This is a genomic window from Methylophilus sp. DMC14, from assembly GCF_056314085.1.
The window spans coordinates 33,723-46,142 of sequence record NZ_JBQUZA010000004.1 but is presented as its reverse complement, the minus strand read 5'-3'; the positions used below and the strand labels follow the sequence as shown (position 1 = coordinate 46,142).

Sequence of the window (12,420 nt, the reverse complement as noted above, 5' to 3'; positions counted from 1 at the left end):
GGTGTTCTGATGAGTGGATATTCAAGTTAGGAATGTTTCAACAACCAGTCAATAGAGTCGTGCAAACTGTCTTGATAGCTCATGTAGTTAAAGTCATGCTCTTGACTAAATTTTTCTGAATTCAAAAAAATATGCTGATCAAAAAGACGCACTAAACTTGGCGGCAGTGGCTCAGGTAACCAGTCAGACTTTTGACCAATTTTGCGCAGCAGAATCTGCCCTATCTTGATCCCTGGGCTGACTATTTTTGAGTCCAGTTTAAGTTGTAGCCGAGCTATCCGTTTAACCGGAGTTGCCCCAATGGCCGTAGCCAAGTCGAATAAGTATTCATTCCATCGCGGACTATCTGGTGCTGAAAGGTTATATTGCTTATGCTCTCCCGCGTTCACAGGCATTTCCAATCCTATCTGTATGGCTTTGACCACATCATCGACATGGACGAGATTGCTCCAGCCATCTCCAGCCTCACCCAGATCCCCTAAGCGGTATGTTTTCAGCAGGTTGGCTGGACGACTGACCCATAAATGACTACCCGGTCCATGTACGCATCCAGGCCTAAAAGACACGACTTGTCCACCTGCTTGAGCATAAATATCCATTTGCCGTTCGGCTTCGCATTTTGCGGCAGCATACCAGCCATATTCAGGATCAAAGCTGCTCAGTTCAGTGATATTGCCTTCGTTCCCACCATACACTGACATCGTGCTTAAATGCACGATTCTAGGCTTATTGCTCGCGAGAGCGGCTTCTACCAGTATCCGTGCACCTTGACCAATCGAATATTTATCGCCTGCCACACAATTAACAACCGCATCAACTTGCCCTAGGGATTCAATCAGGGCTTGCAAATTAAGACTATCCAGTGTGATATGTCCCTCTTTGAAGGTAGAGGTCAACCGCCCCCGGGAAGCTGCAATGGTTTCATAATTACTTTGTTGAAGTTGAGTCAGCAAACGACTGCCAACATGTCCTGTTGCACCTAAAATTAAAACCTTCATTGGTAAGTCCCATTAAATAGTTGAATGCTTTGCTTGCTGACTTGCACCAAGTGTCGTTGCGAGATGGTCAGCCAGTCTCAAGCTCATCGCCGTAATCGTTAAGGTTGGGTTGGCTTGACTACTGGTTGGGAAGACTGCTGAGCTAGCGATAAATAAATTATCCACATGATGCACTTTGCAATTAGCATCGACAACGGACTCTTCAGTGTTCGTGCCCATTCTCGCAGTGCCAATGTGATGGCCTCCATAGGCACCGAATCTGGTCAGATCCTCTTCAAGTTGCGCTGGGTCATACTCAAAGCTGCCAATGCCACTTTTTTTGAACTCTTCAACAAAAACATCCAGACTCTTTCGGACAGAGTCGATATCTTCGGGCAAATATTGCCAGTCAATTTTCACTTTAGGCATGCCTAACGCATCCTTTTCATTCAATAAAGTGATGCGACTATTGGGATTGGGATACTGCTCGCTATGAATCTCAAGCGTAAACTGGTTGCTCTTGTTATTCAAAATGACAGAAGGGAATTTACGCTTAGCCAAGGTTCTGCGTGTGATCCAGTTATACAAAAACATAAATGTATCAATAGGATCCATGATGATATTAATCAGGTGCTTTAAATATGTGCTTGCTGTTGCCTTGCCATCTTTCAGGCGCTTTCCATATTCATAACTGATAAAGTTTTTTGCCAGAAAGAGCCCAGACAACACACCAATTCGATGCGATGGGTCTACGATTTTAGGGAAGTGTAATCTGGCAACCATATTGCCAACTTTAAGCCGACGCTGGGTTTCTGCAGTTAAGGACATTCTCCGTCTACAATAGATTCCTTCAGCCGAAACTTCATAATCATGTCTGACATTGGTGCTTGAGCCATCAATCGTTAACTTGCCAAGGTTGCCGGCGATATGACATTGGTAGTACCTTCCAACCAAGTCGTTTTGATTTCCAATCCCATTTTTACAGATGTCATTCGAAGCAAGCAACAATCTTGCGACCTCTATACCACCAGTGGCCAGCACAACATGCTTGGCTATCACACGGTATTGACGCTGATCTAGGCTGCGAACATCCAAATGGCTAACATGATCTGCGTTGGGGTTTAAACGAATGCCGGTGCAGTTGGCACCAAAAATGACTTCAATATCTTGCGCTAACTCCAGTCTTTTGCGGTAACGGCTGCCTACATTCGTCGGACAAGAGAAGCGCTCCATGTTGTTAGTCAGTAGCTTATCGCTTTTAAATCCTTGAAACATTGCCTGCTTGATGGGATCGAATGCTATATCAGCATCATATGCATACTCACCTGCTTCAAGAAACTGGTTGGCTACTTTAAAATATGGCAGAAGATCCTCGTAGGTAATGGGCCAGCCACTTCCAGGCAAATAATCACGCTTTTCAAAATCAATCGGGTCAAAAGGCATACAGCGCCCCCCCCAGATTGCCGTGGACCCACCTAATCTTCTAAGACGGTATTTATCAGGGGGGCTATGGAGCTTTTCGTCAGCAACCTCACCGCTATAAAGCGCTTGTGTTTCTGAATGGTTTTTTTCGAACCCTGACTCTAATAATAAAACTTTCAATCCACGCCCTGAGAGCGATAGTGCCATTGCCACACCGGCAGCACCAGCGCCTACAATACAAATATCTGCATTCAACGTTGAGTCAGGGTTGATGTTCGTGATGTTTTTAATCATTTTTGAGTGCTTCTAATGGCTGTCTGATCTGGGGCATGATTGCTTTGAATAACACAAAGCATACAACAGTTTTTGGTCACTTTAATTATTGGGCAGTGATTTTTTTGGCTGTCAGCTCAGGATGAAAAACTACACCATTGCTCTGGATGGGTACTCGATATGGTGTAGAATCAGGCTGAAATTGGGACTTCTCTATTTATCCTAAGTCTCGTTAGCAGAGTTTTCAAATTCCCTGAGTATAATTAAAGCTTCACGCAATTAATTATTGAGATCATCGATGGAACCAAATACCACCTCGCCCAACACCGCGAGCAATAGCATTGAAATCGCTGGAATCGAAATCATTAATACAAGCTCAGCTTCACTGTTTGATATGATGTATGCAAACGGACAATCAAATAAAAAAACGATTCTTTTTTTTGCGAATAGTAATTTAATTGTCAATTGCCGATTACTTTTTAAACAGTTTAAACATGCGATGGAAAGCGTCGTTATTGCTAATGATGGAATAGCGCTTAACATCGCTGCAAAAATCGTGCATGGAAAAACTTTTCAAGAGAATTTGAATGGTACAGATTTTTCGCCATTCTTCCTTGATCACCTTTCTGAATCAGTTAAAATTTTCTTGTTAGGGGCAAAGCCAGAAGTTGTTGTCAAAGCAAAAGACTTCATTAGCCAACGCTTCCCAAAACATATAGTTGTGGGTTGTCAGGATGGTTATTTTGACCACGCAGATAGCGGTGCGGTGATTAATATCATCAACGCCTCAGGCGCAAATGTACTATTTGTGGCGATGGGGAACCCGATTCAAGAACAATGGATTCTTCAGCATCAGCATGCATTAAACACAACCTATATCTTGGGTGTCGGGGCGCTGTTCGATTTTTGGTCAGGTAATAAAATACGGGCCCCTTTGATTGTGCAAAAGTTAAGGCTGGAATGGTTGTTTCGCCTATGCCAGGAACCACGTCGGCTCTTCAAACGCTACACATTAGACATGTTCATATTTTTATATATCGCTATTCGGTTTTCAGGTAAGAGAACGTAGGTATTTCAGTCAACCGTGATTGAGAGATTTCTTTAAATTAAGGGGTAAATTGTGCGTATATTGGTCGTTGGTGGTGCCGGTTATATCGGATCACATATGGTAAAAATGCTTCTTGGACGCGGTTATGATGTCATCACACTAGATAACTTATCCAGCGGCCATCGTGATGCCGTGCTTGGCGGCACATTCGTTGAGGGCGACTTGGCTGATTCAGAATATTTGCGAAAGGTGTTTGCCACTTATCAACCAGAGGCTGTAATGCATTTTGCTTCTTACATTCAGGTTGGTGAATCTGTACGCAAACCTGATATTTATTACCGAAATAACGTAACGAATACATTAAACTTACTTGATACCATGCTTGAATATGGTGTGAAAAAATTTATTTTCTCATCGACGGCTGCGGTTTTTGGTGAGCCGGATTACGTACCGATTGATGAGGCTCACCCAAACAGGCCATTGAATCCCTATGGTCGCTCGAAGTGGATGATTGAGCAAGTCTTGGCAGATTACGACAAGGCTTTTGATTTTAAATCGGTCTGTTTACGTTATTTTAATGCTGCGGGCGCCGATCCTGAAGGACAGTTGGGTGAGCGTCATGATCCTGAAACGCACCTCATTCCATTGATTTTACAGGCGGCTTCAGGGCGGCGAGAAAATATTCATGTGTTTGGTCGTGACTATGACACACCTGATGGCACTTGTATTCGAGATTATATTCATATTGTAGATCTATGTTCTGCACATTTGGCAGCGTTAGAATACTTGAACAATGGTGGCAGCAGTGAGCGCTTTAATCTTGGGAATGGTTCAGGTTTTTCGGTAGAAGAAGTTGTTAATGCAGTACAAAAAGTGTCTGAAAAAAAAGTGACGGTCGTGAATGGCCCAAGGCGGGATGGTGACCCTGCCCGGTTGGTTGCAGACTCTGCACGAGCAAGAACAATTTTGGGTTGGCAGCCAAAATTCACTGACTTGGAAACCATTGTCGGGCATGCATGGCAATGGGAGCTTAAACAAGTCAATTAAAAATTCAAGTCACCATACAATAAAGGCATCTATTGATGCCTTTATTGCTTCCTTGCTGAATCAGAACAAACCTCTCTACAACATGTGGTTCAGCTTAAGTTTCACTAGATGTTGTTTTGTAGATAAATCGACTCTCAATCTCAATTATCTAAAAATTATATTCGTGATAATTACTTTTCTGGTGCGTAAATTGTAAAAGATCGTGTAGAATTATGCATCATAATAGTGCATTAAAGTGCTGTTGAAAGCTATTAAACGTGCAGGGAACTCACTCGCAGATTGTTTTTGAGAGGCAGTTTCCATAAAAAAAGATTTATATTCAATGACTTGAGTTTTTTGGCATAAATTTTGCTATTAATTGCAACAATAGTTGTTGTAATTAATATTACTTAATCAAGTTTTCAGGCTGCTGTAGTTTAAATCTTTAATTATAGTTGAGGAGAGGATATGAAAGTTTCTACGTTTTTGAGTTCCATGGTTTTTGCGTCAGCTGTTACTTTTTCGGGTCAAGTATTTGCATCTACATCAACTGTTACTGCTCTGGGAAACTTAAATACAGCTCCTGCTGTTGACTATAAGCTTTTGGATATCAGCGGCTTATTCTTACCAGATTATTACACTTTTAGCTTAAGTACACTCTCAAATGTGAATGTGGACTTTAGCACATTGGCTGGCATTTCAATTGGTTCAAAGTTTAGCTTGTATGATAGTACAGGCAACACTTTAATTAAGTCTTATAACATGCCCAATGTAACCATTTTGGGTGGCCCTGAGTTAATCTTTGCGGGCTTGTCAGCCGGTGCTTATCAGTTTAAATACAATCCAGGACTGATGACTGCTTCTTTGGGAACTAAAGTAACTTTCACAGCGATTCCTGTTCCCGAGCCTGAAAATGAAGCCTTGATATTTGCAGGACTAGGATTGATAGGTCTTATAGCACGTAGAAAATTTGGTTAAGGATTGTTGACCTGAAGCCAGTTGTGATGCCATGACTGGCATTTTGTGCATTAAAGTTTAGCTTGAATCTATTTGATAAGCTTTTAATAAGTTTTGTCTTTGCGTTTGAGTTGAGTGAGTTTTAGTTTTTTGACGTTCAAATTAGTACTAATGGGTAGTATCATAACCTAGTAAATTAAGCTATATTATTAAAATAATTATTGAGGAGAATTAATATGCGCAAACATATCAACTTAGCAGCCATTGCTTTGTTGGCGTCTTGCTTTGCATCAAATGCGGTGGCTAATAACGTTGCTTCTTTAGGGATGGGGACGACAAATTTAACTGTTACGATTCCAAGCAGCTCTTCCAGCCCAACTACTACATTTGAGGATATTTATAATTTTACGCTAGGCAGCGCTGGTACTATCAATTATCAGGTAACTGAAGTTGAGCAAGTTTATGCTTACCTCGGCCCATCAGGCCCAGCAGTCGCTCAGATATATGACATTGTGAATAGTTCATTTACTTATGGATTATATAATTCATCAAATGCACTGGTTACAAATTTAAGCAATCTGTCTGCTGGCAGTTATTCTTTTAAAGTGTCAGGCACGACAACAGGTTTGTTAGGTGGTCAGTATGCTTTAAATGTGAATATTGCAACTCCAGTGCCTGAAACGGAAACAAAAGCACTATTTTTCATTGGTTTGGGTGCACTTGTTTTTATTGCACGTAGAAAATTGTCCTAATTTTTTACCAAACTAAAAAAGCCAGTTGCAAATTGCAACTGGCTTTTTTGTTTTATGCATTAACTTTTTTAGTTGAAAAAATCATATATTCTTTGCGTAGCCGCAACCGTTTCTTCGTTGGAAGCGACTAGAGCCATTCGAATAAAACCTTGCCCAGGATTGACGCCATGTGCTTGACGGGCGAGATACGAGCCTGGCAGCACGGTGATATTCAGGCCTTGATAGAGCTGTTTTGCCACAGCTGTGTCATCTTGCTGCGTATTGATCCACAGGTAAAATGCGGCATCAGGTAATTGCGTTTGCGGCCAAACGGTTTGCAACCTTGGTGTGACTGCAGAAAATTTTTCACGATAGAGTGTACGGTTCTGTTGGACGTGCGCTTCGTCATTCCAGGCGACGATGCTTGCAGCCTGCACGGCCGGATTCATGGCGCAGCCATGGTAGGTGCGGTATAGCGCAAACTTTTCTATAATCTCTTCATCCCCTGCGACAAAGCCAGAGCGCATGCCAGGCACATTTGACCGTTTGGACAGTGAGCTGAACATGACAATGCGTTTAAACTCGCGACCAAGTTGATGCGCGGCTTGCAAGGCACCCACGGGCGGCAGCGCTTCATCAAAATAGATTTCCGAATAGCATTCGTCTGAGGCAATCACAAATCCGTATTGATCAGAGAGTTCAAACAGTGTTTTCCAGGCCGCAATGTTCATGACTTTACCAGAAGGATTACCGGGACTGCAGACAAATACCAATTGCGTGCGCTTCAGCACATCACTAGGGACTTGCGTGAGATCCATCACAAAATCATTCTCGAGGGTGGTATTGATAAAGTAGGGCTGGGCGCCTGCCAGAAATGCAGCACCTTCGTAAATCTGGTAAAACGGATTTGGTGAGATGACCACTGGCGCTTGTGAGCCCGTGTTGTCTATCACCGCTTGCGCAAAGGCGAATAATGCTTCGCGGCTGCCATTAACCGGCAAGATGGCTTTATCGATATTGAGTGCCGGTATCTGGTAGCGGCGCTGTAGCCATTGATTGATGGCTTCACGCAAAGCCGCTACGCCGATTGTGGTAGGATAGCTGGCCAGTCCGCTTAGGTTGCTCGCCAGTGCTTCAGAAATGATGGCTGGCGTGGCGTGCTTGGGCTCACCGATAGACAGGTTAACGTGGCTATACTCAGGATTCGGCGTCAGTCCTTGAAACAAGTCGCGCAGACGTTGAAAAGGGTAGGGCTGGAGAAGATTTAAATGTGGATTCATAGGTGTGTATTATAAGTGACGCTTTCGCATAAACAAAAAGCTTCGCAGCAAAAAAAGTGGGCATCTTTGGCCCTGGTGTATGGCGCCTTGTGCTGGGGCGTGATTTGGTACCCTTACCGGCTGCTGAATGAGGTCGGTCTGTCTGGCGTGCAATCTAGCGTACTGAGTTATTTCGTGGCCTTGGTAATTGGTATGGTTCTATTCTGGCGGCGGTCAGCTTATATCTCGCAGATTCCTTTTTCAGCTTATGGCTTAAGCCTGGTGGCGGGCTGGACCAATCTCGCTTATGTGCTGGCGGTGATTGATGGCGAAGTCATGCGGGTCATGTTGCTGTTTTATCTTTCGCCATTGTGGACGCTGCTGTTGGCCAGAATCTGGTTGCATGAGCCCTGGCATCTGCCGCAACTGGCGGCGATAGGCTTGTCTTTGCTTGGTGCGACCTTGATGCTGACAGATGGTCTATGGATTTGGCCGTGGCCACAATCCACCTCAGATTGGTTAGCGTTATCCGCCGGCATTGGTTTTTCGCTGACCAATGTGATTACCCGTTACTCCACCCACCTCTCAGTTGCGGCAAAAGGCATGCTGGTGTGGCTGGGCGTATTTGGCTTATCTATGCTGGTACTACTCTGGCTCAATGGGGTGAATGGCTTTGCATTTGTCACGGATGTGACACCTATGATGGGGCTTTGGTTGGTGTTGATCGCATTGCTACTGGTTTCTGCCACCTTACTTGTCCAGTATGGCGTCACCAAAATCCCGGCCATTCAAGCCTCAGTGTTATTTATGACCGAGTTGATTGTCGCCGCCATCGCCGCCTACTTTTTGGCACATGAAACGATGTCTGTGACAGAAATGATGGGCGGCCTGTGTATTATTGCCGCTGGCGTATTGTCAGTCGTCACCGCGGAGACGGAAGATTCAGCCGCTGGATAAAAGCAATTGCTGATACGCCTGCTCAAGCTGGCGGCAGAAATTGTCCGGGCTAAACAGGCGATTGGCATGGTTTTGCAAGCGCGCTTTGATGGCGGCTAATACTGCTGGCTTTTGTGCCAGCATGATCGCACGTTGCTCCAAAGCCTGCCAATCCTGGCAAATACACTCCTCCAAGCCGAGTTGTTTGAGCAAACTTGTGCTGACGCGTGCCGGGAAGGTGCTGCCTTGCACGGTAAGCAAAGGAATGCCTTGCCACAGCGCGTCACTAGCAGTGGTATGGGCATTATAGGGGGCGGTGTCCAGCATTAAATCTGCATGCTGCTGCCTGGCGATGTGTTGTTCGATACTGGTGCGCGGCGCGAAAATCAAACGATCAGCAGCGACGCCCAGTGCCATGGCAGCGTTTTTCAAATGCTTGGCTGCCCAGATATTGCCTTCGAGCAGCCACAATACACTGCCAGGGACCTGTTTTAAAATCCGCATCCAGCAGGCAAACACCTCAGGCGTAATCTTGAAACTCTGGTTAAAGCAGCAGAACACAAAGCCTTGCGCTGGCAAACCATGTGACTGGCGGCTACCTGCGTCTGTAGTGGGGCGACGTGCATTATTCGGTTGATAGCAGGGCAGTATGATCGCCTGCTCCGCCAAGGCCACTCCTGCCAAGGTTTCATCCACGATAATCGCATCGTATAGCGGTACACCATTTAGCATGCCCATGCTGCCGGGATACCCCAACCAGTTGATGTGCTTGCGCGCCGGTTTATAAGCGGCGACGCCGCTGCGACTGCGTTGAGTAAAGCCGGTTAAGTCTACCAGCAGGTCAATCTCCGCTGCGCGCATATGCTGCGCCACCGCTTCGTCTGTCATGTTGCTGATTTCCAGCCACTGATCTGCGGCCGCATGAAAAGCGTGCCATTCGGCAGACTGATCATTGTGGCTATTACTGTATAACAGGATTTCAAACTGCTCGCGATGGTGCGCAGCGATGACCTCAGTGACCAAATAAGCCAGGGGGTGTTTACGAAAATCCGAGGATAGATAAGCCACTTTGATGCGCGCACCTGCTGATTTGGCCGCTGGCGGAGCCAGTGGTTGGATGTGCGCGTAATGTTGTTGCGCCCAACGGCTGGCACAGGCTAACTGCTCCTGATCAGTGGTGCCTGGCATGGCCAGAAAGGCAAATGGCGGGATTTGTGCCTGAGGCAGCGCCTGTAACGCGTGACGCACCTCTGCAATGGCTTGCTCAAGCCCTTGCCAGTCAGCCATATGCTGTTTTTGATGGATCCAATGCACCTTGGCGTGCAGCAGTTTGGGATTTAATTGCAGGGCACGCGCATAGGAAGCCACTGCCAAGTCCAGCTGGCCTTGCTCACGGTAGGCATTGCCCAGATTGTTATGGCATTCTGCATCTTGCGGATCCAGTTGCAATGATTGCTGGTAGTGCTGGATGGCTAGCGCGGTTTGCCCAAGTTTGCGCAGGCTATTGGCCAGATTAAAATGCACATCGGCCTGCTGCTTGTCTTGTGCCAGTGAACGCCTGAAAAAGGTGGCTGCCAAAGTTTCATCTCCGCGCAGGCTGGCCACATTACCGAGTTGCATCAATATCTGCGGATGTTCTGGCACCAGTTGCAGGGCGTGCTGAAAAGCGCTTTCCGCCGCATTGGCTTGCTTGGTTTGCAAATAATACCGTCCCAGCTCGTAATGCAGTTCCGGGTCATCTGGCGTGCGGCTGAGCTGCTGCTGAAGTTTGGCTAGCTGATCAGTCATGTTTTCTCTTGCTCACTAAACGGCTGTAGCAATGGCTTCCAGCCGGCCTGTTTAAACAATAACCGTTGCGGATGCAGACCTAGCCAAAAAGTATCCTCAGAGAGTTGTGGCAAGGCATAGCCAAAGTCTTGCAGTATGCGTCTGGCTAGTATGGCTGCACAATAAGGGGCCGTCATCAGGCCTTTGCTACCGTGCGCTGCATGTACATACAACCCTTGTGCAGCGGGCAAGTCAGCGAAGCTGCTGACGGACGCATGACTGTCCATCAAGTCTTGTAACGGCAAAAGCGGACCCACATAGGGTAAATAATCCGGCGAGCCACAGCGTAGCGAAGCCCGTGCCGAGATCACGGCCGTGTGCGCCACTGGACCAAATTGTGAGCTAAGCGTGCTCACCATATGAAGATTTTGCTCGCTATCTTCAGCACGCACGCTGGTATCCGTCTCGCCTGGCGCAAAGGTGGCCCCCATGGCATGCGTTCCTTGATACGCTGGGGTTAGGTAGCCATCCCCACACAAGATGGTACGCAAGGGTTGCATCGCCGGTTGCGCGGCAATCACCCCCATTTGTCCACGCACCGGATTGAGCCACATCCCACTCTCAGGAATTAAAGCTGCCGCTTCAGCCGCATTACACACCACCACGGCATCAAACGTGCCCAAGGGGCTGCTATCACTGAATAGCTGCCAGCCGGAAGAAATGCGTGAAAGCTTGTCGACCTCCTGCGCTAAATGCAGCCTAATTTTTGGCTGCTTCACCATCTGCTGGCAAGCCAGCACCGGATTGACCCAGGCCCCGTGCGGGAAATATAAGCACTCATGGCCAATCTGAACGCCCGCGCATTCACTGGCTGTTGCTGCCGTCATTTTGTGGAGCAGTGGCATATCGACGCCAAGCTGTTCATAGCGGGCGGCAACTTTTTGCACGCGTTTATGTTCACGTGGGCTGGCACCGAGTTGTAATAACCCGACGCTCTGGAAGCCGTCCTCGCCCAGATTGAGCTGCGCATAATGCCGCAGGCTATAACTATAGCTACGCCAGGCGAGCTGGTCATTCATCGGTTTTTCGGCATTGAGCCTGGGATAGAGCATGCCTCTGGGATTGCCAGAGGCCCCCGTCGCGACTTGCGCCGCACGCTCAAACACATGCACTTCACAGCCGAGCGACGCCAATTGATTGGCCGTGCTGCAGCCCGCAATCCCTGCACCTATGATGGCCACTTTAGGCAGCGGGTTGATCGCTGATGCAGTCGTCGTGGGCCAATTTCCACATAACATTTCACGCTTGTTGCCAAAGCCTTTAGTTTTTTGGACCGCAAATCCGGCGGCTTGCAAGCCGCGCTTGACCACGCCCGCACTGGTAAAGGTGGCAAACGTGGTGCCTGCGTGCGCACAGGTGGCCATGCTTGCAAATAAATAAGGTTGCCACATTTGCGGATTTTTGGCCGGCGCAAAGCCATCGAGAAACCAGGCATCTGCCTTCAAAGTGAGCTGAGGCAAATAATGCGCACTGTCCCCGATAAACAATGTCAGACTGGCCGAGAAGGAAGGCAGCTCAAGCTGGTTAATGCCGGGCTGTAACAAGTGATATTGTGCGCAGAGCGCCGCGCTTGCTTCGGCCAGTTCTGGAAAATGCGCATGCGCGGTTCGCAAATCCTGCAAGGTGAAGGGCGCAATTTCGACGCTGACAAAATGCAGGTGGGCGTGAGCAGGGGCGGTGTCACGCCAGAGCTTGAGAGCCGCCAGAAAATTGAGGCCGCTGCCAAAGCCCGTCTCTACAATGACAAAATGACTCGCTGTGTCGGTCGGGAGCTGCTGCCAGCGTTCAGCCAAATGGTTATGCTGCAAAAACACATAACGGGTTTCTGCCAGCCCATGCTGCGGATGCTCGGGACTGACAGAAAAATAAACATCATCGAATTGGGGGGAGTAGGGCAGGCCATTGCGCCACTCCAAGACTGCATGTGTACTCATGCCGCCAAGTTTATCATGGCCGGAGCATGC

Annotated in this window: 10 protein-coding genes; 5 read left to right on the top strand and 5 right to left on the bottom strand. The window is 47.2% G+C overall.

The window, feature by feature from the left end; translation table 11 throughout:
- Positions 1–26: 26 nt before the first annotated feature.
- Positions 27–998 carry an NAD-dependent epimerase/dehydratase family protein gene (locus ACT53C_RS09335; protein WP_476145658.1) on the bottom strand — a complete coding sequence of 324 codons (972 nt, stop codon included), beginning with the start codon at positions 996–998 and terminating at the stop codon, positions 27–29.
- 12 nt (positions 999–1,010) lie between these two features.
- Positions 1,011–2,693, bottom strand: coding sequence for an FAD-dependent oxidoreductase (locus ACT53C_RS09330; protein ID WP_476145657.1), 1,683 nt, complete (start codon positions 2,691–2,693; stop codon positions 1,011–1,013).
- 277 nt (positions 2,694–2,970) lie between these two features.
- Here ACT53C_RS09330 and ACT53C_RS09325 point away from each other — a divergent pair, with 277 nt between their 5' ends.
- The 4 genes from ACT53C_RS09325 (at position 2,971) to ACT53C_RS09310 (ending at position 6,455) form a co-directional block, all read left to right on the top strand.
- Complete coding sequence (locus ACT53C_RS09325; protein ID WP_476145656.1) at positions 2,971–3,741, top strand: WecB/TagA/CpsF family glycosyltransferase; 771 nt, start codon at positions 2,971–2,973, stop codon at positions 3,739–3,741.
- A gap of 51 nt (positions 3,742–3,792) precedes the next feature.
- Positions 3,793–4,767, top strand: coding sequence for a UDP-glucose 4-epimerase GalE (gene galE / locus ACT53C_RS09320; protein ID WP_476145655.1), 975 nt, complete (start codon positions 3,793–3,795; stop codon positions 4,765–4,767).
- A 447-nt stretch (positions 4,768–5,214) separates the two neighbouring features.
- Positions 5,215–5,724 (top strand): PEP-CTERM sorting domain-containing protein, encoded by a 510-nt coding sequence (locus ACT53C_RS09315; protein WP_476145654.1) that lies wholly within the window; start codon positions 5,215–5,217, stop codon positions 5,722–5,724.
- A 215-nt stretch (positions 5,725–5,939) separates the two neighbouring features.
- Positions 5,940–6,455, top strand: a complete 516-nt coding sequence (locus ACT53C_RS09310; RefSeq protein ID WP_476145653.1) for an FxDxF family PEP-CTERM protein — start codon at positions 5,940–5,942, stop codon at positions 6,453–6,455.
- Positions 6,456–6,523: 68 nt separating this feature from the next.
- Here ACT53C_RS09310 and dapC read toward each other — a convergent pair whose 3' ends face one another.
- Positions 6,524–7,714, bottom strand: coding sequence for a succinyldiaminopimelate transaminase (dapC, locus tag ACT53C_RS09305; protein WP_476145652.1), 1,191 nt, complete (start codon positions 7,712–7,714; stop codon positions 6,524–6,526).
- Positions 7,715–7,729: 15 nt separating this feature from the next.
- On the opposite strand from dapC, the gene ACT53C_RS09300 reads away from it, so the two are divergent.
- Positions 7,730–8,650, top strand: a complete 921-nt coding sequence (locus tag ACT53C_RS09300) for a DMT family transporter (RefSeq protein WP_476145651.1) — start codon at positions 7,730–7,732, stop codon at positions 8,648–8,650.
- Here ACT53C_RS09300 and ACT53C_RS09295 read toward each other — a convergent pair.
- Positions 8,636–10,417, bottom strand: a complete 1,782-nt coding sequence (locus ACT53C_RS09295; protein ID WP_476145650.1) for an O-linked N-acetylglucosamine transferase, SPINDLY family protein — start codon at positions 10,415–10,417, stop codon at positions 8,636–8,638. The genes ACT53C_RS09300 and ACT53C_RS09295 overlap by 15 nt on opposite strands.
- Positions 10,414–12,390 (bottom strand): bifunctional tRNA (5-methylaminomethyl-2-thiouridine)(34)-methyltransferase MnmC2/FAD-dependent 5-carboxymethylaminomethyl-2-thiouridine(34) oxidoreductase MnmC1, encoded by a 1,977-nt coding sequence (gene mnmC, locus ACT53C_RS09290; protein ID WP_476145649.1) that lies wholly within the window; start codon positions 12,388–12,390, stop codon positions 10,414–10,416. The genes ACT53C_RS09295 and mnmC overlap by 4 nt, the downstream gene beginning before the upstream one ends.
- Positions 12,391–12,420: the final 30 nt, after the last annotated feature.

Bases quoted from the DNA above. Each gene is read 5' to 3' on its own strand.
- ACT53C_RS09335 (WP_476145658.1), bottom strand. From the start codon at position 998: ATGAAGGTTTTAATTTTAGGTGCAACAGGACATGTTGGCAGTCGTTTG.
- ACT53C_RS09330 (WP_476145657.1), bottom strand. From the start codon at position 2,693: ATGATTAAAAACATCACGAACATCAACCCTGACTCAACGTTGAATGCA.
- ACT53C_RS09325 (WP_476145656.1), top strand. From the start codon at position 2,971: ATGGAACCAAATACCACCTCGCCCAACACCGCGAGCAATAGCATTGAA.
- ACT53C_RS09315 (WP_476145654.1), top strand. From the start codon at position 5,215: ATGAAAGTTTCTACGTTTTTGAGTTCCATGGTTTTTGCGTCAGCTGTT.
- ACT53C_RS09310 (WP_476145653.1), top strand. From the start codon at position 5,940: ATGCGCAAACATATCAACTTAGCAGCCATTGCTTTGTTGGCGTCTTGC.
- dapC (WP_476145652.1), bottom strand. From the start codon at position 7,714: ATGAATCCACATTTAAATCTTCTCCAGCCCTACCCTTTTCAACGTCTG.
- ACT53C_RS09295 (WP_476145650.1), bottom strand. From the start codon at position 10,417: ATGACTGATCAGCTAGCCAAACTTCAGCAGCAGCTCAGCCGCACGCCA.
- mnmC (WP_476145649.1), bottom strand. From the start codon at position 12,390: ATGAGTACACATGCAGTCTTGGAGTGGCGCAATGGCCTGCCCTACTCC.